This window comes from Pseudorhodoferax sp. Leaf274, assembly GCF_001422445.1.
Classification (GTDB): Bacteria; Pseudomonadota; Gammaproteobacteria; order Burkholderiales; family Burkholderiaceae_C; genus Pseudorhodoferax.
Window position 1 is genome coordinate 111,894 of record NZ_LMNA01000003.1, and the last position, 19,631, is coordinate 131,524.

Below are 19,631 nucleotides of genomic sequence, written 5' to 3' on the forward strand. Positions count from 1 at the left end.
CCATCACAACATCCAGAGCGCGCATGGCCAATATCGACGAACTCAAGAGCACCGGTCTGAAGGCCACCCTGCCCCGGCTGAAGATCATGGAGATCTTCCAGAAGGGCGAGTTGCGCCACATGACGGCCGAAGACGTGTTCCGCGTGCTGCTGATGGAGCGCTCGGACATTGGCCTGGCCACTGTCTACCGGGTGCTGACGCAGTTTGAGCAGGCCGGCATCCTGTCGCGCAGCCATTTCGAATCCGGCAAGGCGGTGTACGAGCTCAACGAAGGCCGGCACCACGACCACTTCGTCTGCACCTCCTGCGGCAAGGTCGAGGAGTTCTTCGACGCCGAGATCGAGAAACGCCAGTCCATCGTGGCCAAGGCCAAGGGCTGGACCGTGCAGGACCATGCCATGTCGCTGTACGGCCTGTGCGCCGAGTGCGGCGGCAAGCAGGCCAAGGCCTGAAGCAGGCGCTTCAGTCGCTTTCCATGGCGCGGCGGTGCCGCTCCACGAATTCTTGGTAGGTGTCGATGCCGCGCAGTTGCAAGATGGTGTTGCGCACGGCCGCTTCCACGAGCACGGCGATGTTGCGCCCCGCCACCACCTGGATGATCACCTTGCGCACGGCCACGCCCAGTACATCCTGCGTGAGCGGCTCGTAGGGCAGGCGTTCGTGCTCGCGCTCCATGGTCTCGCGGCGGACCAGGTGCACGATGAGCTTGAGCCGCATCTTGCGGCGCACGGCGGTCTCGCCAAAGATGCCGCGGATGTCCAGCAGGCCGATGCCGCGCACTTCCAGCAGGTTCTGCAGCAGCTCGGGGCAGCGGCCTTCGATGGTGGTCTGGTTGATGCGGTACAGGTCGACCGCATCGTCGGCCACCAGCCCGTTGCCGCGCGAGATCAGTTCCAGGCCGAGCTCGCTCTTGCCCAGGCCGGACTCGCCCGTGATCATTACACCCAGGCCCAGGATGTCCATGAACACGCCGTGCATGGTGGTGCGGTCGGCGAAGTGCTTGGACAGGTAGGCGCGCAGCACGTCGATGACGAAGGCCGATGATTCCTCGGTCGCGAACATCGGGATCTGCGCGCGCTCGCACATCGACAGCAGCGCCTGGGGCGCGGTCTGCCCGTCGGCCAGCACCAGCACGGGCGGCTCCAGCGTGACAATGCGGGCGATGCGCCGCGCACAATCCTCGGGCGTGGCGTTGACCAGGTAGGCGATCTCGCGCTCGCCCAGGATCTGTACGCGGTAGGGGTGGATGTAGTTCAGGTAGCCGACGAGATCGGCGCCCGAGCGCGCTGCGCGCACGGCGACTTCGTCGAAGCGGCGTTCGGACGCGCCGAGCCCGGCCACCCATTCCCAGCGCAGCAGCGCCCGGAATTCCTCGAACAGGACATCGGCACTGACGACGTTGGGCTTCATGGCCGCACTGCGTCGCCAGCGTTGGCGCTCAGGCCGGCTGGGACGATTGCCAGCCGTCGATCAGCGCGTGCAGCGCTGCGGCATCGGCCGTGCTCTTGAGGCTCTCGCGCAACGGCGCGTCGCTCAGCAGTTCGGCGATCTCCGACAGGATTTCCAGGTGTTTCTGGGTTGCCGCTTCGGGCACCAGCAGGAAGATCAACAGCTTGACGGGCTGTTCGTCCGGCGCATCGAAACCGATGGGCTGCTCCAACTGCAGCACGGCGGCCATCGGCGACTTGAGGCCCTTGATGCGGCCATGCGGGATGGCCACGCCGTGGCCCAGTCCCGTCGAGCCCAGGCGCTCACGCGCGAACAGGCTGTCGGTCACCAGTGCACGCGACAGCGCATGCAGGTTCTCGAACAGCAGGCCGGCTTCCTCGAATGCGCGCTTCTTGCTGGTGGCATCGACGCTGACGAGGACCTGCGCGGCAGGCAGGATGGACGCTAGGCGGTTCATACGAAGGGCGGATTATGCACGCCGTCACATTGCGGTGCAGCAACAAAAAAGCCGCCCATTTCGGCGGCCTCGGGTTTTGTCGGTTGCCGGCGACACGCAGCGCGCATCGCCAACGGGCTCACATCAGGCGCTTGGGGGCCTCGTGGTGATGCTGCTGGATGCGGTCCTTGTGGCGCACCACCTGACGGTCCAGCTTGTCCACCAGTTCATCGACGGCCGCATAGAGATCAGCGTGTGCACTCTCCGCAAACATGTCATTGCCCTTCACGTGGATGTTGCATTCGGCGCGTTGCCGATTCTGCTTTTCCTTCTGCTTCTCCACGGTCAACAGGACCTTGACATCGACCACCTGGTCGAAGTGCCGCGTGATGCGATCGAGCTTGTTGATGACATAGCTGCGCAGTGCGGGAGTCACTTCGAGGTGGTGACCGCTGATCGTCAAATTCATGGAGCCTCCTTTGCAGTTCATGGTTGACGGGCAATTCACTATGCGCGTGAAGCCCCTGAAATGCAAGGCTGGTTGGACAAGGTTACATGGCGTGGGCGATGCCATAATTTCGGGCTTCCCGTACGGAGCCCGCCGCGTGGAATCCTTGCCGCGAACCCGAGAACACCACAGGGAATTCCCATGCTGAACATCTTCACCCTGGCCAACGGGCGGCTGGTCCAGGAAGAAATCGATTCGCTCGAAGAACTGTCGCAATTCCAGCCGATCTGGGTCGACCTGGAGTCGCCCACGCTGGAGGAAAAGCGCTGGGTCAAGCAGTACTACGGGCTGTCGATCCCCGAGGACGTCACGGACGAAGACATCGAGGAGTCGGCCCGCTTCTACGAGGAAGACAACGGCGACCTGCATGTGCGCAGCGACTTCCTGATCGCCGACGCCGACGACCCGCGCCACGTGCGCGTGGCCTTCATCCTGAACCAGCACAACGCCGAACTCAAGAGCCGCGGCGTGCTGTTCTCGATCCATGACGAAGACGTGCCGGTGTTCCGGCTGCTGCGCATGCGCGCGCGCCGCGCGCCCGGCCTGATCGAAGACGCCAAGGAAGTGCTGCTCAAACTGTTCGATGCCGATGCCGAGTATTCCGCCGACACGCTGGAAGGCGTCTACGACGAATTGGAGAAGGCTGGCACGCTGGTGCTCAAGGGCAACGTCAGCGACGAGACCGCCGGCGAGGTGCTGGGACTCATCGCACGCCAGGAAGACTTGAACGGCCGCATCCGCCGCAACGCCATGGACACGCGCCGCGCCGTCAGCTTCATGATGCGCAGCCGCATGCTCAATGCCGAGCAGTTCGAGGAGGCGCGCCAGATCCTGCGCGACATCGAGTCGCTGGACAGCCACACGGCCTTCCTGTTCGACAAGATCAACTTCCTGATGGACGCGACGGTCGGCTTCATCAACATCAACCAGAACAAGATCATCAAGATCTTCTCGGTGGCCAGCGTCGCCTTGTTGCCGCCGACCCTGATCGCCAGCATCTACGGCATGAACTTCAAGTTCATGCCCGAGCTCGACTGGAGCATGGGCTACCCGTATGCGCTGGGCCTGATGGCGGCCAGCGCGCTGGTGCCGATGCTGTATTTCCGCCGGCGCGGCTGGCTCAAGTAGCGGCGAGCAAGGCCTGCACGATGGAGGCCGAGGCGGGGCTGGCCACCGTGCGCACGAACTGCAGGAAATCGCCGTGCGCGGTTTCGTCGGCGCGGTCCGAGATGGTCCGCACGGCTGCGAATGGCAGATCAAAGTCGTGGCAGACCTGCGCGAAGGCGGCGCCTTCCATCTCCACGGCCAGCACGTCGGGCAGCGCCGCACGCAGGGCGCGCACCTCGGCCGAGCTGTTGACGAAGCGGTCGCCGCTGACGATGAGCCCCTCGTGCACCTGCGCCTGCGGCAGCGCCTGGCGTGTGGCCTGCAGCAGCGCGGCGCGCAGGCCGGGGTCGACCTCGAAGCGACTCATGCCATACAGCGGCACCTCGTGGCGGGGGAACAGCGGCGAGGCATCCATGTCGTGCTGCAAGAAGGCGTCGGCGACGACAGCGTCGCCCACCCGCACGCCCGCGCCGATGCCGCCGGCCACCCCGGTGAACACCACGCGGTCCACCCGAAAGCGCTCGGCCAGCAGCGTGGCGGTGGTGGCCGCTGCCACCTTGCCGATGCGTGCCAGCACCGCCACCACCTCCTGCCCGTGCAGGTGGCCGACCCAGAAATCGCGCCCCGCCACGCGCTGGCACTGCTCGTCGGGCAGAAGGGCCAGCACGGCGGCCAGCTCCTCGCGCATGGCGCTGACGATGGCCGTCTTCATGCGGGCTGGTCGCGCAGCTGGCGGCGCAGGATCTTGCCCACCGGCGTCTTGGGCAGTTCGTTGCGGAACTCGACCACGCGCGGCTGCTTGTAGCCTGTCAGGTTGGCGCGGCAGTAGGCGCGCACGGCGTCCTCGGTCAGCCCGGGGTCCTTGCGCACCAGCACGAGCTTGACGGCTTCGCCGGTCTTGTCGTCGGCCACGCCCACGCAGGCCACCTCCAGCACGCCATCGAGCTGGGCCACGACATCCTCGATCTCGTTGGGATAGACGTTGAAGCCGCTGACCAGGATCATGTCCTTCTTGCGGTCGATGATGCGGAAGAAGCCGCGCTCGTCCACCGTGCCGATGTCGCCGGTCTTGAAGTAGCCGTCGGCGGTCATGACCTTGGCGGTCTCGTCGGGCCGCTGCCAGTAGCCGGCCATGACCTGCGGCCCCTTGATCGCGATCTCGCCGGGCTGGCCCGTGGGCACGGCGCGGTCCTCGTCGTCCACCAGCCTGAACCAGGTACCGGGCAACGGCACCCCGATGGTGCCCGTGAACTCCTTGCCCGTGGCGGGGTTGCAGCTGGCGGACGGCGAGGTCTCCGACAGGCCATAGCCCTCGCAGATCGGGCAGCCTGTCTTGTCCAGCCAGAGCTTGGCCACGGCGCTCTGCACGGCCATGCCGCCGCCGACGGAGATCTTCAGGTGGCTCCAGTCCACGGTGCCGAAGTCCGGGTGGTTCGCCAGTCCGTTGAACAGCGTGTTGACGGCCGGAAAGCTGTGGATGCGGTGCTTGGACAGCTCCTTGAGCACCGCCGGCAGGTCGCGCGGATTGGGGATCAGCACCAGCTTGCCACCCGTGCGCATGCTCAACATCATGCCCACGGTGAACGCGAAGATGTGGTACAGCGGCAGCGCGCAGACCGAGGTCGGCTGCTCGCCCTGGGGCACCTTGTCCATGACCGGCTGGTTCCAGGCTTCGGACTGCAGCACGTTGGCGATCACGTTGCGGTGCAGCAGCATGGCGCCCTTGCTGACGCCGGTCGTGCCGCCCGTGTACTGCAGCGCGGCCAGGTCGTCCGGGCCGATCTGCGGCTTGGTGAATTGCGCACGCGCGCCGCGCGCGACGGCGTCGTTGAAGCGCACCGCGCCCGGCAACGAGAACGGCGGCACCAGCTTCTTGACCTTGCGCACCACGTAGTTCACGAGCGCGCCCTTGAGCATGCCCAGCTGGTCGCCCATGGCGCACAGCACCACATGGCGCACCGGTGTGGCCTGGATGCATTGCGCCAGCGTCGCCGCGAAGTTCTCGATGATGACGATGGCCTTGGCCCCCGAGTCCTTGAGCTGGAATTCGAGTTCGCGCGGCGTGTACAGCGGGTTGACGTTCACGAGCACGTAGCCGGCACGCAGGATGGCCGCCACGGCCACCGGGTACTGCGGTACGTTGGGCATCATCACGGCGACCCGGTCCCCGCGCGCCAGCCCCAGGCCTTGCAGGTAGGCGGCAAGCCGGCCGCTGAGCTGGTCGGTCTCGGCATAGCTGACGTCGCGGCCCATGAAGCTGTAGGCCGGGCGGTCGGCAAACTTCGCGAAGCTCTCTTCCATCAGGGCGACCAGCGAAGGGTACTCGCCGGGATCGACGTCGCTGGGCACGCCCGGTGGATAGCTCTGCAGCCAGATGCGCTCGGTCATGGAATCTCCTTCGTTCTGCGGGTCAGGCCTTCAATGCGGCCAGCACCTCGTCCAGCATCTTCTTCGCGTCGCCGAACAGCATGCGGTTGTTTTCCTTGTAGAACAAAGGGTTGTCCACGCCGGCATAGCCCGAGGCCATGGAGCGCTTCATCACGACGGAATGCTTGGCCTTCCACACCTCCAGCACCGGCATGCCGGCGATGGGGCTGGCGGGGTCGTCCTGCGCGGCCGGGTTCACGATGTCGTTGGCGCCGATGACCATGGCGACGTCCGTGCTCGGGAAGTCCTCGTTGATCTCGTCCATCTCCATCACGATGTCGTACGGCACCTTGGCTTCGGCCAGCAGCACGTTCATGTGGCCGGGCATCCGGCCCGCCACGGGGTGGATCGCGAAGCGCACGTTCACGCCCTTGTCGCGCAGCGTGCGGGTGATCTCGTTCACCGTGTGCTGGGCCTGGGCCACGGCCATGCCGTAGCCGGGCACGATAACCACGTTCTTGGCGTCGCGCAGCAGTTCGGCGGTGTCCAGCGCCGTGATGGGGGTCACCTCGCCTTGTGGCTCGGCTGCGGCGGCATCGCCGCTCTTCTTGGCCGGCGCACCGGAGCCGAAGCCGCCCGCGATCACGCTGATGAAGTTGCGGTTCATCGCCTGGCACATGATGTAGGACAGGATGGCGCCCGAGGAGCCCACCAACGCGCCCGTCACGATCAGCAGGTCGTTGCTCAGCATGAAGCCGGTGGCCGCAGCGGCCCAGCCCGAGTAGCTGTTGAGCATGGACACGACGACGGGCATGTCGGCGCCGCCGATGGCCATCACCATGTGCACGCCGAACAGCAGGGCGATCACGGTCATCACGAGCAGCGGCAGCATGCCGCCGGACACGGTTTCGGCGTGGATGAAGGCGCGGCCCAGCCAGATGACGACCAGCAGCGCCGCCAAGTTGAGCCAGTGGCGCGCGGGCAGTAGCAGGGGCTTGCCGCCGATCTTGCCGTTGAGCTTGCCGAACGCGACCAGCGAGCCCGAGAAGGTCACGGCGCCGATCAGGATGCCGACATAGATCTCCACTTCATGGATGACCTTCTCTGCGCCCTGGTACTGGACCGAGGTGTCCACGTAGCTGGCAAAGCCCACCAGACAGGCCGCCAGGCCCACCAGGCTGTGCATGAGCGCGACCAGCTCGGGCATCTGCGTCATCTTGACGACCTTGGCCGCGTACAGGCCGATGCCGCCGCCGATCACGAGGGCGGTCACGATCCAGGCGATGCCGCCGCTGCTCACGCGCGGCCCGAAGACCGCGGCCAGCACGGCCAGCGCCATGCCGATGATGCCGAACAGGTTGCCGCGGCGCGAGGTTTCTGGGTTGGACAGGCCACCCAGGCTCAGGATGAACAGGATGGCGGCGCCCAGGTAGGCCACCGTGGCGAGACTTTGGGACATGGTGTCGTTCTCTCTTGTTGTTCTTATTTCTGGAACATGGCCAGCATGCGGCGCGTCACCGCGAAGCCGCCGAACATGTTGACCGCCGTGAGCACCAGGGCCGCAAAGGCCAGCCAGCGGATCAGCTCGTCAGGCCTGCCACCGGCCGCCGCATCGGGCGGCGCGATCTGCACCAGCGCCCCGATGGCGATGATGCTGGAGATGGCGTTAGTCACGCTCATGAGCGGCGTGTGCAGCGCGGGCGTCACGTTCCACACCACCATGTAGCCGATGAAGCAGGCCAGCACGAAGACCGTGAAGTGGCCGAGGAAGGCGGCGGGGGCGAAGCTGCCGATGAACCAGAAGGCCACCGCCGCCACCGCAAAGACGATGGCCAGCGTCTTGGCCGGCAGCGGGCCGCTGCTGCCGTGGCCGTGGCCGCCCTTCTTGGCGGCGGGCGCAGCGGCCGGCTTGGCGGCCGGGGGCGGCTTGGCCGCCTGGGCCAGCGGGGGTGCGGGCCAGGTGATGGTGCCGTCCTTCACCACGGTCAGTCCGCGGATCGCGTCGTCCTCCATGTTCACCACAGCCACGCCGTCCTTGGCCTTGCACAGTTCCTCGGTCAGGCGCAGCAGGTTGGTGGCGTACAGCGTGGACGATTGCTTGGCCAGGCGCGAGGCCAGGTCGGTGTAGCCCACGATGGTCACGCCATGGCGCACCACGGCCTCGCCGGGCACCGTGAGTTCGCAGTTGCCGCCCTGTTCGGACGCCATGTCCACGATCACGCTGCCGGGCTTCATGCTCTGCACCATCTCGGCCGTGATGAGCTTTGGTGCAGGCTTGCCGGGGATCAGGGCGGTGGTGATGATGATGTCCACGTCCTTCGCCTGCTTGGCGTACATGGCGCGCTGGGCGGCCTGGAAGCCCTCGCTCATGACCTTGGCGTAGCCGCCGCCGCCCGAACCCTCTTCCTCGTAGTCCACCTTCACGAACTCGCCGCCCAGCGAGGTGACCTGGTCGGCCACCTCGGCACGCGTGTCGTTGGCGCGCACGATGGCGCCCAGGCTGGCCGCCGTGCCGATGGCCGACAGGCCGGCCACGCCCGCTCCGGCGATGAAGACCTTGGCGGGCGGCACCTTGCCGGCGGCCGTGATCTGGCCGTTGAAGTAGCGGCCAAAGGCGTTGGCGGCCTCGATCACCGCGCGGTAGCCGGACACGCCGGCCATCGAGGTCAGCGCATCCATCTTCTGCGCGCGCGAGAGCGTGCGCGGCAGGCAGTCGATGGCCAGCACGGTGGCCTGCTTGGCCGCGAGCTGCTGCATCAGCTCGGGGTTCTGCGCGGGCCAGATGAAGTCGACGAGCAGGCCGCCTTCGCGCATCAGTCCCACCTCCTCGGGCGTGGGCGGGCGCACCTTGAACACGATGTCCGCCGCGGCCCAGAGCGCGGGCGCATCGGCCACCACCTCGGCACCGGCCGCCCGGTAGGTCTCGTCGCCGAAGTTGGCGGCCTCGCCCGCGCCGGACTGCACCGACACCGCAAAGCCGAGCTTGATCAGCTTCTCGACGACATCGGGCACGGTGGCCACGCGCTTTTCGCCCGGGAAGATCTCCCGGGGAATGCCGATGCGCTGCGGCGGCTGGGTGGGACTGGTTTGCATGAAAGACCTCCTGAAGTTGTTCGTGTGGTGCCGGCGCGGCGGGCGCAGGGCCGGCGGGCACGCACGGTGCGCGGTTGGGGTGCGGCGGTGGCTAAGCCGGCTCGCCGTGTGGTGCTGTCCGTGTGTCCTGGCCTGCCGGGGCGGCCGGGAACGAGCGCACGGCCGCGCGCGGCTTTTCTGCCGCGTTGGATGGATTCACCGTGGGCACTGCCGCGCTGCGCTGCGGGCAGGGATGGCATGGGCCGGGGCGGTAGCGCGGGCCTCCATGCCTGAAGCGCGTCGTGCCGCTGTGCGTGTTTCGCCAGCCACTGTGGCGGGCACTCCGATCAGCATGGGGGCTCCTTCCCTCTGTTGTCGTTGTCTCTGGTCTTTGGTGCAGCCGGAGCTTACCCGAGATCGCTGCGCCCGCTGCCCGGCTCCAGGGCCTCTGCGGAGGCCTAAACTCGTGCCATGTCCGAACGCTTCAAGCCCAGTGTGACGGTGGCCGCGGTCATCGAGCGCGAAGGGCGCTACCTGCTGGTCGAAGAGCACACCCCCGAGGGCCTGCGCCTGAACAATCCCGCAGGCCACCTGGAGGCTGGCGAGGCCCTGGCGGCGGCCTGCGCACGCGAGGCGCTGGAAGAAACCGCGCACGCGTTCCGGCCCACGGCGTTGGTGGGCGTGTACCTGTCGCGGTTCGGGCGGCCGGCCACGGGGGAGGACATCAGCTACCTGCGGTTCGCGTTCTGCGGCGATCTGGGCGCCCGGGTGGTCGGTCGAGACCTGGACACCGGCATCGTGCGCACCCTGTGGCTGACGCCGGACGAGATCCGCGGCAGCCAGGACCGGCACCGCAGTCCCTTGCTGCTGCGCTGCATCGAAGACCATCTGGCCGGCCAGCGCTATCCGCTGGCGCTGCTGCACACCGATCCTTCCGTGTTCGGCTGAACCCGTCCGCGCACGCGGGTCGGGCACCGCTTTCTAGAATCGCGGCATGGGCAAGCAACGTGTCGTCGTCGGTCTGAGCGGTGGGGTGGATTCTTCGGTCACGGCCTGGCTGCTCAAGCAGCAGGGTTACGAGGTGGTCGGCATCTTCATGAAGAACTGGGAGGACGACGACGATTCGGAGTACTGCTCCTCCAATGTCGATTTCGTCGATGCCGCGGCCGTGGCCGACGTGGTCGGCATCGAGATCGAGCATGTGAACTTCGCGGCCGAGTACAAGGACCGCGTGTTCGCCGAGTTCCTGCGCGAGTACCAGGCCGGCCGCACCCCCAATCCCGACGTGCTGTGCAATGCCGAGATCAAGTTCAAGGCCTTCCTCGACCACGCGATGCGGCTGGGCGCCGAGAAGATTGCCACAGGCCACTATGCGCGCGTGCGTGAGCGCCACACTGGCGGGACAAGCCGATTCGAGCTGCTCAAGGGCCTGGACCCGTCCAAGGACCAGAGCTACTTCCTGCACCGCCTGACGCAGGCGCAGCTGTCCAGGACCTTGTTCCCGGTCGGCGAGCTGCACAAGACCGAGGTGCGCCGGCTCGCGGCGGAGATCGGGCTGCCGAACGCGAAGAAGAAGGACTCCACGGGCATCTGCTTCATCGGCGAGCGGCCGTTTCGCGATTTCCTGAACCGCTATATCGCCAAGGAGCCCGGCCCGATCAAGGACGAGCGGGGCCGCGTGCTCGGGCAGCACCAGGGCCTGTCGTTCTACACGCTGGGCCAGCGCCAGGGCCTGGGCATCGGCGGCCTCAAGGAAAAGGGTGCGCCGCGCGGTGGCGGCGAGCATGCGCCGTGGTTCGTCGCGCGCAAGGACATGGCGCAGAACACGCTGTGGGTGGTGCAGGGGCACGACCATCCCTGGCTGCAGTCGCTGACGCTGAAGGCCAACGATGCCAGCTGGACCGCCGGCCACGCGCCCGCGCCGGGCGCGTATGCCAGCAAGACGCGCTACCGCCAGCTGGACGCACCCTGTGCGCTGGCAGCGGGTGCGAATGGTGCGTTTGCCTTGGAGTTCGGCGCGCCACAGTGGGCGGTCACGCCGGGGCAGTCTGCCGTGCTGTACGACGGCGAGGTCTGCCTGGGCGGTGGCGTGATCGCCAGCGCCCGGGACTGAACCGGCTCAGAACGGGATGTCGTCGTCCATGTCGTCGAAACCGCTCGACGCCTTGGGCGCAGGCGCGGGTGCCGCACGGGGAGCCGCGGCCGGCCGGGCTGCGGGCGCGGCCGGGCGGCGCGGCGCTTCGTAGCCGCCCTCGTCGTCGCCCGACGATGGACCACCCATGCCCTGGCGGCTGCCCAGCATCTGCATCTGGTCGGCGCGAATCTCGGTGGTGTAGCGCTCGTTGCCATCCTTGTCGGTCCACTTGCGCGTGCGCAGCGAGCCTTCGACGTACACCTGCGAGCCCTTGCGCAGGTACTGGTTGGCGATCTCGGCCAGGCGGTCGTTGAAGACCACGTTGTGCCATTCGGTGATCTCGCGCATCTCGCCGCTCTGCTTGTCCTTCCAGCGGTCGGTGGTGGCGATTCGTACGTTGCAGACCTGGCCGCCGCTCGGGAAGGTGCGCGTTTCGGGGTCACGGCCCAGGTTGCCGACGATGATGACTTTGTTGACGGATGCCATGGTGTGGTGCCTGTGTGCTGCCGATGCGAAGAGAGGGCGGGAGGGGAAAAGGGCGTCGATTGTGCCGCATCGCGGTCTTGGCAGGAGGCTCCGGCGCGGGACGGCACCGCCGCTTATCATGGCGGGTTTTCCCGGACGCGCATCTTGAACGACCCCACGGACGGCACTTACCTTGCGACGGCACTGCAGCTGCAGCGCATCAGCGTCCGCGGTGCGCGCACGCACAACCTCAAGAACATCGACCTGGACATCCCGCGCAACCAGCTCGTCGTGATCACGGGGCTGTCGGGCTCGGGCAAGTCCTCGCTGGCCTTCGACACGCTGTATGCCGAGGGGCAGCGCCGCTATGTGGAGAGCCTGTCGACCTATGCGCGGCAGTTCCTGCAGCTGATGGACAAGCCCGATGTGGACCTGATCGAGGGCCTGTCGCCCGCGATCTCCATCGAGCAGAAGGCCACCAGCCACAACCCGCGCTCCACGGTGGGCACGGTGACCGAAATCCACGACTATCTGCGCCTGCTGTTCGCGCGTGCCGGCACGCCCTATTGCCCGGACCATGACCTGCCGCTGTCGGCCCAGACCGTGGCGCAGATGGTGGATGCAGTGTTGGCGCTGCCCGAGGGCACGCGGCTGATGGTGCTGGCGCCGATCGCGCGCGAGCGCAAGGGCGAGTTCACCGAGGTCTTTGCCGAGTTGCAGGCCCAGGGCTATGTGCGCTTTCGCATCGACGGGCAGGCGTTCGACTTCGACAACCTGCCCAAGCTCAAGAAGACCGAGAAGCACGACATCGACGTGGTCATCGACCGCATCAAGGTGCGCGGCGAAGAGGATGCGCCGGGCGGCGGCCTGCGCCAGCGCCTGGCCGAGAGCTTCGAGGCGGCGCTGCGGCTGGCCGACGGCCGGGCCATTGCGCTGGAGATGGACGCCGCGTCCAACGCAGACGGCACGCCGGGGCAGCCGCGCGAGCACCTGTTCAACGCCAAGTTCTCCTGCCCCGCCTGCGGCTATTCGATCAGCGAGCTGGAACCGCGGCTGTTCTCCTTCAATTCGCCGGTCGGCGCCTGCCCCAGCTGCGATGGGCTGGGCGCGCAGGAGTTCTTCGATCCCACGCGCGTGGTCGGCTTTCCGACGCTGAGCCTGGCCAGCGGCGCCATCAAAGGTTGGGACCGGCGCAATGGCTACTATTACGCGTTGATCGAGAGCCTGGCCAAGCACTACCGCTTCGATGCCGAGTCGCCGTGGGACGAATTGCCCGCCGAGGTGCGGCAGGTGGTGCTGCACGGCTCGGGCGAGGAAGAAATCAAGTTCAGCTATGTCATGGAATCGGGCAACTTCCAGGGCAAGAAGCTGACGAAGAAGCACCCCTTCGAAGGGGTGATTCCCAACATGCAGCGCCGCTACCGCGAGACCGATTCGTCCGTGGTGCGCGAGGACCTGGCCCGTTACCGCAGCGTGCAGCCTTGCCCGGAGTGCCAAGGGTCGCGCCTGCGGCGCGAGGCGCGGCACGTCAAGGTGGGCGAAGGCATGCAGGCGCGGGCGATCTACGAGATCAGCAACATCACCTTGCGCGAGAGCCAGGCCTACTTCGACGGCCTGCAACTGCGCGGCTCCAAGGCGGACATCGCGGCCAAGGTGGTGCGCGAAATCGGCCTGCGCCTGAAGTTTTTGAACGATGTCGGCCTGAACTACCTGAGCCTGGACCGCAGCGCCGAAACGCTGTCCGGCGGGGAGTCGCAACGCATCCGCCTGGCCTCGCAGATCGGCTCGGGCCTCACCGGCGTCATGTACGTGCTGGACGAGCCCAGCATCGGCCTGCACCAGCGCGACAACGACCGCCTGATCGGCACGCTGCAGCACCTGCGCGACCTGGGCAACAGCGTGCTGGTGGTGGAGCACGACGAAGACATGATGGCCGCCGCAGACCACATCATCGACATGGGGCCCGGCGCCGGCGTGCACGGGGGCCGTGTCGTGGCCCAGGGCGACATTGCCGCGGTGAAGGCCAATGCCGACTCGCTCACGGGCCGTTACCTGTCGGGGGGCTTGCGCATTGCGGTGCCCGCGCGGCGCACGGCCTGGCTGCCGGCCACCGGCGAGGCCGCCAAGGGTGCGTTGCAGACGATTGGCGTGCGCGGCGCGCGGGGGCACAACCTCAAGGGCGTGGACGTGGACTTCCCGGTGGGGCTGTTCACGTGCGTGACCGGCGTCTCGGGTTCGGGCAAGTCCACGTTGGTCAACGACACGCTTTACGCAGCGGCGGCGCGCCAGATCTACCGGGCGCACGAAGAGCCGGCGCCACACGACGAAATCGCCGGCCTGGAGCAATTCGACAAGGTGATCAACGTCGACCAGTCGCCGATTGGCCGCACCCCGCGCAGCAATCCGGCCACCTACACGGGACTGTTCACGCCGATCCGCGAGCTGATGGCGGAGGTGCCGATGGCGCGTGAGCGGGGTTACGGTCCCGGGCGCTTCTCCTTTAATGTGGCAGGAGGACGCTGCGAGGCCTGCCAGGGCGATGGTGTCGTGAAGGTGGAGATGCACTTCCTGCCGGACGTGTACGTGCCGTGCGATGTCTGCCATGGCCAGCGCTACAACCGTGAAACGCTCGAAGTCGTCTACAAGGGCAAGAACATCGCCCAGATCCTGGACCTCACAGTCGAGGCCGCACACGACTTCCTGCAGGCGGTCCCGGCGCTGGCGCGCAAGCTCAAGACGCTGCTGGATGTCGGGCTGTCCTACGTCAAGCTGGGCCAGGCGGCCACCACTCTGTCGGGCGGCGAGGCGCAGCGTGTCAAGCTGGCATTGGAATTGTCCAAGCGCGACACCGGCCGCACGCTGTACATCCTGGACGAGCCCACCACCGGCCTGCATTTCGCCGACATCGATCTCTTGCTGCGCGTGCTGCACCAGCTGCGCGATGCCGGCAACACCATCGTCGTGATCGAGCACAACCTTGATGTGATCAAAACAGCCGACTGGCTGATCGACATGGGCCCGGAGGGCGGCGCTGGCGGCGGGCAGGTGCTGGCGGTTGGCACGCCCGAGCAGATCGCGGGCCACGCGGCCAGCCACACCGGCCGCTATCTGCGCCGCTACCTGGCGGCTTGATTCTCAGGCGGCGCGGTTCAGCTGGCGCTGGACCGCCTGCACGAGGTTGCGCGCCGTGCGCCAGGTGCGCCAGATCAGCAGGCCCCGCTTGGCCCATCGTCCGATGGAGCGTGGCCGGCGCAACACCAGCAATGCGCCCACAGTGCCCATGGCCCAGGGATGTCGTTGCACGAAGTCCCGTGCGGCCTGCACCGTTTGCGCGACGCGTTCGCCGAATTGCAGCAGGTGTGCCACCGGCGCGAATTGGGTCGGCAGCTGGCTGCGCTGTGCGCCGATGCGTTCCAGCAAGCGGCCGCGTTCGCGCTCCAGCTCAGCGAGGCTCTTGCTGCGGCGCATGCTGGGCTGTTGCCTTCAGTTGGCGCAGATCTTCCTGCAACTCCGCCAGGCTGGCGGCGAAGGGGTGGTCTTGCAGGGCACGCCGGCTACTGATCCGGTGCTGCATCCAGAAGGCGGCCACGCCGAAGAGGACCAGCAGGACACTCAGTACCGCAACACGCTGCTCCCACCACAGCGCAAGCACAAGGCCAACCGCCATCAGCAGTGCCATGCACAGGCAGAACACGGCAACCAGCGCCTGGACCAGCATCTGCAGCGCGCGGTGCTTCTCGATCTGGATCTCGTTGCCGATGAGTTGCAGCCGCGTCTGGCCGATGTCGAGCAAGGTCGACACCATGCGGCGCAAGGCTCCGACCGGGCCGGCGCCCGCTGCCGCACTGCGCGGTCCGCTAGCCATGCCGGGCCTCGGTCACCCTACGGATGTCGGTCAACGACGGCCGAGGGCCAGGCCCAGCAAAACGCCGGCGGCCGCGGCCACGCAGATGGCCGTCCAGGGCGACTCGTGCACGTATTCGTCGGTGGCGCGTGCTGCAGCCTTGGTCTTGGCCAACAGCGCTTCTTCCGCATCGACCAGGCGCAGCTTGGCATCGTGCAGGCGAACCTGGATGCGCGCGCGCAGGTTGTTGACCTTTTCGCCGGCCTGGTCGGCCGTGGCGCTCAGCATTTCTTCAGCGTCCGAAATCACTGATTTGATGTCGCTGACCAGTTGCTCTTGGGATTCGACGCTGGATGCACTTGCTTTGGACATGAGGATCTCCCTTCTGATGGTGGAAATGGAATGTATGCAGATTAGCAGATACCAAAGGCCAGTCAGCCTTCCAGCCGCTCGACAAGGGTTTTTGCTGACGCGAAGACTACACTGAGGCAGGCATACCTTCGCGAGCCATCCGGGAGGGTTTTGATGAAGGACAAGGAGTACTTTTGGAACGTCGACCTGCGCATCCTGCTGCGGCAGTGGTGGCAGGACATTGCGTCGTTTGCCACGGCGCTGCTGCTGTTTCTGGCGTTGTCCTTGCCAGTCGTGATCCCGACGCTGATCCTGTGGTATCTGCTCTCGATCGACTTTTCCATGGCGCCGCGGCCATGACCCGGCGCTAGATCTCGAATTCTTGACCGGCTTCGAGCCAGCGGATGTCGTGGGCGCCAGCCTGGCCACTGCTGACATTGCGGTCGAACTGGTCGATCTCGGCCATGATCAGAACGGTCTCGGACGGCTTGGTATGGGTGATGTAGACCGGTACCTTGCGCGTGTGGTCCATGTGGCCCAGCTCGTCTGCCAGGGCCACAGGAGACAGGTGCAGACTGCGCCGGGCAAGTTCCTGCTCTCGGTTGCTGAAGGCGGTCTCGATCACCAGCATGGCCACATCCAGGTGCTGCATGCGTTGCCAGAACGCCGGGTTGCGCTCCGTATCGCCGGTGAAGACCCAATGCGGCCCGCCCGACGACACGGCATATCCGCATGCCGGCACCGTGTGCACCGCTGGCAGGGGTTCGATGGTCTTGCCGCACACCTGGACGGGCGTGCCCACCTCGATCTCATGAAAGCGCACGAACGGCGCCGTTTCCGACGGAATCCTGCTGAAGTCGGGCCAGATCACGTTGTTGAAGACGTGTGCCTTGAGCGCAGCGATGGTGCCGGCGAGGGCGTGCACGCAAATGGGCTTGGTCCGTTGCGATGCGATGGCATCGACCATGAGCGGCAGCGCCGCGATGTGGTCCAGGTGCGAATGGGTCAGGAACACATGGTCGATCAGCCGCATCTCGTCCAGGCTCAGATCCCCCACGCCGGTGCCCGCATCGACCAGCACATCGGCGTCGAGCAGGAAGGATGTGGTGCGGCAGTCCTTCGCGATGGCGCCGGAACAGCCGAGCACACGCAGTTTCATCCGGGTCCTTCGGTGAAATGAGGATAAGCGCCCAGCCTCCCTAGGCCAGGTCGCCAGCCGAAGGCTACAGGCAGTGGCGACCCGATGTCGAGGAGTTTTGCCGATTTCGTTGCCAACGATGTCCTCGACTTGCGCTGTTTGCCGAGCAGACGCCGCACCGTCAAAGCGTGTGGAGAAACTCCATCTGCGTGCCCGCCAACTGGAGCACATCGCCGTGCTTGAGGTCTACCGGTGTCGTGCCGACGGTGGCACCGTTCACGAGCGGGGCATGTATCCCTTCCACATGCACGACCACATAGCCGTGGGGACGGCGCGTGATGGCCGCCACGGCCACGCCCGGCTTGCCGATGGTGGTAACGACCTTGACGAGAGCGACTTCGCGGCCGGCTGCCGAGCCCGAGGTGACACGTATGGAGGCCGGACCTGCCGCCGTTTCGAGGTCTGGCCCCAGCACGGTGTCGAAGGCGCGGCGCTGAGGTGTCGGCGCCTCGGCGCGCAGCGCGGCCGGTGCCGACGCCGCAGGAGCCCGGGCAGCACCTGCGTCCTGGGCGTCATGCAAGAACTTGATCTTGTACTTGCCGATCTCGAGCATGTCGTTGTGGCGCAGCACCTGCCTGCGGATGGGGCGGCTGTTGACGTAGGTGCCGTTGGTGCTGTTCAGATCTTCCAGTTGCACCTCGCTGCCCGACATCAGGACGGCTGCATGCTCGCCGCTGACGGCCAAGTGATCGATCACCACGTCGTTGTATGGGCGCCTGCCCAACGTTGTCCGGTCCTTGGTGAGCTGAACCTCCTTGATGACGACACCGTCGATCGAGACGATCAACTTTGGCATGGTCGGCTCCTGGGTCTGATCATTGGGATGTCGATGGATGTTTAAGTGCGCAACAACCTGGAAACCAAGCCTTGCCGGGTGGGAGATGAGGCCGGCGCGTGTACGAGCAGGACGGTGATGTTATCCCGGCCACCGTTGGCGTTCGCGCAGTCGACAAGGCGGCGCGCCTTGTGCTCCAGCGAACCGGCAGCCCGCAGGATGTCCCCGATGTCGCTGTCCGACACCATGTCCGAAAGGCCGTCCGAACACAGCAGATACAGGTCGCCGGCTTCGACTGCAAATTCATTGAGTTCCAACTCGACGCCCTGCTCGATGCCGAGCGCACGGGTGACGAGGTTGCGCTGCGACGACACGGCGGCCTGCGCGGGAGTGATCAGCCCGGCATCGAGCTGTTCCTGCAGCAGCGAGTGGTCGCGCGTGATCTGCTGCAGTTGCTGGTCGCGCAACCGGTAGGCGCGCGAATCGCCGATGTGGCCGACCACCAGGCGCTGATCCTGGAACACGGCCACCACCAATGTGGTGCCCATGCCGGCGCAGTCTGGATCTGCCCGCGCCGTGCTCAGGATGGCTTGATTCGCATGCTGCACGCAACGGTCGACTGCCTTGCGGATCTCGCGCACCGAAGTGACCTGGCCCGAGACGGCAAACCAATCGGCGAGTTCGCTGAGGATGACGTTGACGGCCATGCTGCTGGCCACTTCCCCGGCGTTGTAGCCGCCCATGCCATCGGCCAGCACGCCAAGGCCGCATGCCGGGTCGAAAGCGGCGGCGTCTTCGTTGTTGTTGCGTAGCAGGCCGGGATGGGTCAAGGCCTGGAACAGGTAGTTCATGGCGCGCCCGGGCGTTCGCCAGCCAAGCCGCCGGATGGGCCTGGGCCGTTCGCTTGGAATTTGTTGTGCTGAGCCTGCACTCGTGCCCTTTGCCTGGCTTGCGTCTGCGTGGAAACGCCACGCGTGCGGACGAAGGGCGCTCAGCGGCTGGAGCCGACTGCGGCAGCGCACCGAACAAGGCCAGGGCGTGGACTCTGCATTCTGTTACAAGGTGAGTCCATTTGCCGCAAGCGCCAGAAAATATCGTTGGAACTTGTGCCAACGGGGCGAAGTGTGCGCTGTTCCTGCAACAGCGGCGGCTGCCGACTGCTAGTGGTTATTGCGGCGCTGCAGCCAGTTGCCCAGCGCCACCACCAACACGGCCCCAGCCACGCCAGCGGCCTTGACGGTGGTCTCGCTGACCTCGCCCAGGTACTGGGCCACCGCGGGGTCGGTCAAAAGCATCTCGCCAGCCAGGAAGCCCAGCAACGCCGCGCCGATGGTGATGATAATGGGAAACCGCTCCATCACCTTGGTCAGCAGCGAAGCGCCGAACACGATGAGCGGAATGCTGACCAGAAGGCCCAGCGTCAGCAGTGGCAGGTTGCCCTGCGCTGCAGCGGCGACCGCCAGCACGTTGTCCAAACTCATGACCAGGTCGGCCACCAGGATGGTGCGGATGGCGTTGAACATGCCGTTGACTTCGGTGCCCTCGCCGTCGCCATCGCCTTCGCCCATCAGCAGGTCGACGCCGATGTAAGCCAGCAGGCCGGCCCCGGCGATCTTCAGGAAGGGCAGCGTCAGCAGACGGATCGCCACGATGGTCAGCAAGATCCGCATCACGATGGCGGCGGCGCTGCCAAAGAAAATGGCTTTGCTGCGCTGCTCGGGCTTGAGTGTGCGCGCGGCCATGGCGATGACGACGGCGTTGTCGCCCGACAGCACCACGTTGGCCAGCAGGATGGAGCCGAAAGCGCTCCAGAACGCGGCGGAAGACAGGTCGAGACCCAGGAACATGGATGATTTCTCCGGCTGTTATGAATGCGAAAGCGCCCGTGCAGGGCGCTTTCGTGTATGCCGGGCAAGTTTACCCAG

General features: G+C 66.3%; 21 protein-coding genes. 6 read left to right on the top strand and 15 right to left on the bottom strand.

The window, feature by feature from the left end:
• The first annotated feature begins 23 nt into the window (after positions 1-23).
• A complete protein-coding gene (gene fur, locus ASF44_RS07330) occupies positions 24-452 on the top strand; it encodes a ferric iron uptake transcriptional regulator (protein ID WP_056898561.1) in 429 nt (142 codons plus the stop codon).
• 10 nt (positions 453-462) lie between these two features.
• Here fur and hprK read toward each other — a convergent pair whose 3' ends face one another.
• The 3 genes from hprK to hpf form a co-directional block, all read right to left on the bottom strand.
• Entirely contained in the window at positions 463-1,410 is a 948-nt protein-coding gene (gene hprK / locus ASF44_RS07335; protein WP_056898562.1) for an HPr(Ser) kinase/phosphatase, read from the bottom strand.
• A gap of 28 nt (positions 1,411-1,438) precedes the next feature.
• On the bottom strand, positions 1,439-1,906 hold the full coding sequence (locus tag ASF44_RS07340) for a PTS sugar transporter subunit IIA (protein WP_056898563.1): 468 nt from the start codon (positions 1,904-1,906) through the stop codon (positions 1,439-1,441).
• A gap of 118 nt (positions 1,907-2,024) precedes the next feature.
• Positions 2,025-2,354 (bottom strand): ribosome hibernation-promoting factor, HPF/YfiA family, encoded by a 330-nt coding sequence (gene hpf, locus ASF44_RS07345; RefSeq protein ID WP_056655574.1) that lies wholly within the window; start codon positions 2,352-2,354, stop codon positions 2,025-2,027.
• Positions 2,355-2,534: 180 nt separating this feature from the next.
• On the opposite strand from hpf, the gene corA reads away from it, so the two are divergent.
• Positions 2,535-3,521, top strand: coding sequence for a magnesium/cobalt transporter CorA (gene corA, locus ASF44_RS07350; protein ID WP_056898564.1), 987 nt, complete (start codon positions 2,535-2,537; stop codon positions 3,519-3,521).
• On the opposite strand, the gene ASF44_RS07355 is transcribed toward corA, so the two are convergent.
• Genes ASF44_RS07355 through ASF44_RS07370 form a run of 4 tightly spaced genes read right to left on the bottom strand, consistent with a single transcriptional unit; the run spans position 3,514 to position 8,960 of the window.
• Positions 3,514-4,212, bottom strand: coding sequence for a 5'-methylthioadenosine/adenosylhomocysteine nucleosidase (locus ASF44_RS07355; protein ID WP_056898565.1), 699 nt, complete (start codon positions 4,210-4,212; stop codon positions 3,514-3,516). The two genes, corA and ASF44_RS07355, sit on opposite strands and share 8 nt — an antisense overlap.
• Entirely contained in the window at positions 4,209-5,888 is a 1,680-nt protein-coding gene (locus ASF44_RS07360; RefSeq protein ID WP_056898566.1) for a long-chain-fatty-acid--CoA ligase, read from the bottom strand. Before ASF44_RS07360 ends, ASF44_RS07355 begins: the two co-directional genes overlap by 4 nt.
• A gap of 22 nt (positions 5,889-5,910) precedes the next feature.
• Positions 5,911-7,326: a Re/Si-specific NAD(P)(+) transhydrogenase subunit beta gene (gene pntB, locus ASF44_RS07365; RefSeq protein ID WP_056898567.1), complete on the bottom strand. Its 1,416-nt coding sequence runs from the start codon at positions 7,324-7,326 to the stop codon at positions 5,911-5,913.
• Positions 7,327-7,349: 23 nt separating this feature from the next.
• Positions 7,350-8,960, bottom strand: a complete 1,611-nt coding sequence (locus tag ASF44_RS07370) for a Re/Si-specific NAD(P)(+) transhydrogenase subunit alpha (RefSeq protein WP_056898568.1) — start codon at positions 8,958-8,960, stop codon at positions 7,350-7,352.
• A gap of 450 nt (positions 8,961-9,410) precedes the next feature.
• On the opposite strand from ASF44_RS07370, the gene ASF44_RS07375 reads away from it, so the two are divergent.
• Both ASF44_RS07375 and mnmA read left to right on the top strand, forming a co-directional pair.
• Positions 9,411-9,887, top strand: coding sequence for an NUDIX domain-containing protein (locus tag ASF44_RS07375; protein ID WP_056898569.1), 477 nt, complete (start codon positions 9,411-9,413; stop codon positions 9,885-9,887).
• A gap of 46 nt (positions 9,888-9,933) precedes the next feature.
• Entirely contained in the window at positions 9,934-11,052 is a 1,119-nt protein-coding gene (mnmA, locus tag ASF44_RS07380) for a tRNA 2-thiouridine(34) synthase MnmA (RefSeq protein WP_056898570.1), read from the top strand.
• Between the two features lie 6 nt (positions 11,053-11,058).
• Here mnmA and ssb read toward each other — a convergent pair whose 3' ends face one another.
• A complete protein-coding gene (ssb, locus tag ASF44_RS07385; RefSeq protein ID WP_056898571.1) occupies positions 11,059-11,559 on the bottom strand; it encodes a single-stranded DNA-binding protein in 501 nt (166 codons plus the stop codon).
• A 144-nt stretch (positions 11,560-11,703) separates the two neighbouring features.
• Here ssb and uvrA point away from each other — a divergent pair, with 144 nt between their 5' ends.
• Complete coding sequence (gene uvrA, locus ASF44_RS07390) at positions 11,704-14,670, top strand: excinuclease ABC subunit UvrA (RefSeq protein ID WP_082524583.1); 2,967 nt, start codon at positions 11,704-11,706, stop codon at positions 14,668-14,670.
• Between the two features lie 3 nt (positions 14,671-14,673).
• On the opposite strand, the gene ASF44_RS07395 is transcribed toward uvrA, so the two are convergent.
• The 3 genes from ASF44_RS07395 to ASF44_RS07405 form a co-directional block, all read right to left on the bottom strand.
• Positions 14,674-15,006, bottom strand: coding sequence for a YqjK family protein (locus ASF44_RS07395; protein WP_056898572.1), 333 nt, complete (start codon positions 15,004-15,006; stop codon positions 14,674-14,676).
• Entirely contained in the window at positions 14,981-15,343 is a 363-nt protein-coding gene (locus tag ASF44_RS07400; protein WP_056898573.1) for a phage holin family protein, read from the bottom strand. The genes ASF44_RS07395 and ASF44_RS07400 overlap by 26 nt, the downstream gene beginning before the upstream one ends.
• A gap of 90 nt (positions 15,344-15,433) precedes the next feature.
• A complete protein-coding gene (locus tag ASF44_RS07405; RefSeq protein WP_056898574.1) occupies positions 15,434-15,754 on the bottom strand; it encodes a YqjD family protein in 321 nt (106 codons plus the stop codon).
• Positions 15,755-15,907: 153 nt separating this feature from the next.
• Between ASF44_RS07405 and ASF44_RS07410 the strand changes: the two genes are divergently transcribed.
• Entirely contained in the window at positions 15,908-16,093 is a 186-nt protein-coding gene (locus ASF44_RS07410) for a hypothetical protein (RefSeq protein WP_056898575.1), read from the top strand.
• 7 nt (positions 16,094-16,100) lie between these two features.
• On the opposite strand, the gene ASF44_RS07415 is transcribed toward ASF44_RS07410, so the two are convergent.
• From ASF44_RS07415 to ASF44_RS07430, 4 genes are all read right to left on the bottom strand, one after another.
• Positions 16,101-16,892, bottom strand: coding sequence for a 3',5'-cyclic-nucleotide phosphodiesterase (locus ASF44_RS07415; RefSeq protein WP_056898576.1), 792 nt, complete (start codon positions 16,890-16,892; stop codon positions 16,101-16,103).
• A 160-nt stretch (positions 16,893-17,052) separates the two neighbouring features.
• On the bottom strand, positions 17,053-17,727 hold the full coding sequence (locus tag ASF44_RS07420) for an FHA domain-containing protein (RefSeq protein ID WP_056898577.1): 675 nt from the start codon (positions 17,725-17,727) through the stop codon (positions 17,053-17,055).
• Positions 17,728-17,768: 41 nt separating this feature from the next.
• A complete protein-coding gene (locus ASF44_RS07425; protein ID WP_056898578.1) occupies positions 17,769-18,557 on the bottom strand; it encodes a Stp1/IreP family PP2C-type Ser/Thr phosphatase in 789 nt (262 codons plus the stop codon).
• A gap of 309 nt (positions 18,558-18,866) precedes the next feature.
• Positions 18,867-19,553 carry a TerC family protein gene (locus ASF44_RS07430; RefSeq protein WP_056898579.1) on the bottom strand — a complete coding sequence of 229 codons (687 nt, stop codon included), beginning with the start codon at positions 19,551-19,553 and terminating at the stop codon, positions 18,867-18,869.
• Positions 19,554-19,631 lie beyond the last annotated feature (78 nt).

What these genes read in the sequence shown, in the direction of transcription:
- fur (WP_056898561.1), top strand. Translation starts at nt 24, where the DNA reads ATGGCCAATATCGACGAACTCAAGAGCACCGGTCTGAAGGCCACCCTG.
- hprK (WP_056898562.1), bottom strand. Translation starts at nt 1,410, where the DNA reads ATGAAGCCCAACGTCGTCAGTGCCGATGTCCTGTTCGAGGAATTCCGG.
- ASF44_RS07340 (WP_056898563.1), bottom strand. Translation starts at nt 1,906, where the DNA reads ATGAACCGCCTAGCGTCCATCCTGCCTGCCGCGCAGGTCCTCGTCAGC.
- hpf (WP_056655574.1), bottom strand. Translation starts at nt 2,354, where the DNA reads ATGAATTTGACGATCAGCGGTCACCACCTCGAAGTGACTCCCGCACTG.
- corA (WP_056898564.1), top strand. Translation starts at nt 2,535, where the DNA reads ATGCTGAACATCTTCACCCTGGCCAACGGGCGGCTGGTCCAGGAAGAA.
- ASF44_RS07355 (WP_056898565.1), bottom strand. Translation starts at nt 4,212, where the DNA reads ATGAAGACGGCCATCGTCAGCGCCATGCGCGAGGAGCTGGCCGCCGTG.
- ASF44_RS07360 (WP_056898566.1), bottom strand. Translation starts at nt 5,888, where the DNA reads ATGACCGAGCGCATCTGGCTGCAGAGCTATCCACCGGGCGTGCCCAGC.
- pntB (WP_056898567.1), bottom strand. Translation starts at nt 7,326, where the DNA reads ATGTCCCAAAGTCTCGCCACGGTGGCCTACCTGGGCGCCGCCATCCTG.
- ASF44_RS07370 (WP_056898568.1), bottom strand. Translation starts at nt 8,960, where the DNA reads ATGCAAACCAGTCCCACCCAGCCGCCGCAGCGCATCGGCATTCCCCGG.
- ASF44_RS07375 (WP_056898569.1), top strand. Translation starts at nt 9,411, where the DNA reads ATGTCCGAACGCTTCAAGCCCAGTGTGACGGTGGCCGCGGTCATCGAG.
- mnmA (WP_056898570.1), top strand. Translation starts at nt 9,934, where the DNA reads ATGGGCAAGCAACGTGTCGTCGTCGGTCTGAGCGGTGGGGTGGATTCT.
- ssb (WP_056898571.1), bottom strand. Translation starts at nt 11,559, where the DNA reads ATGGCATCCGTCAACAAAGTCATCATCGTCGGCAACCTGGGCCGTGAC.
- ASF44_RS07395 (WP_056898572.1), bottom strand. Translation starts at nt 15,006, where the DNA reads ATGCGCCGCAGCAAGAGCCTCGCTGAGCTGGAGCGCGAACGCGGCCGC.
- ASF44_RS07400 (WP_056898573.1), bottom strand. Translation starts at nt 15,343, where the DNA reads ATGGTGTCGACCTTGCTCGACATCGGCCAGACGCGGCTGCAACTCATC.
- ASF44_RS07405 (WP_056898574.1), bottom strand. Translation starts at nt 15,754, where the DNA reads ATGTCCAAAGCAAGTGCATCCAGCGTCGAATCCCAAGAGCAACTGGTC.
- ASF44_RS07410 (WP_056898575.1), top strand. Translation starts at nt 15,908, where the DNA reads ATGAAGGACAAGGAGTACTTTTGGAACGTCGACCTGCGCATCCTGCTG.
- ASF44_RS07415 (WP_056898576.1), bottom strand. Translation starts at nt 16,892, where the DNA reads ATGAAACTGCGTGTGCTCGGCTGTTCCGGCGCCATCGCGAAGGACTGC.
- ASF44_RS07420 (WP_056898577.1), bottom strand. Translation starts at nt 17,727, where the DNA reads ATGCCAAAGTTGATCGTCTCGATCGACGGTGTCGTCATCAAGGAGGTT.
- ASF44_RS07425 (WP_056898578.1), bottom strand. Translation starts at nt 18,557, where the DNA reads ATGAACTACCTGTTCCAGGCCTTGACCCATCCCGGCCTGCTACGCAAC.
- ASF44_RS07430 (WP_056898579.1), bottom strand. Translation starts at nt 19,553, where the DNA reads ATGTTCCTGGGTCTCGACCTGTCTTCCGCCGCGTTCTGGAGCGCTTTC.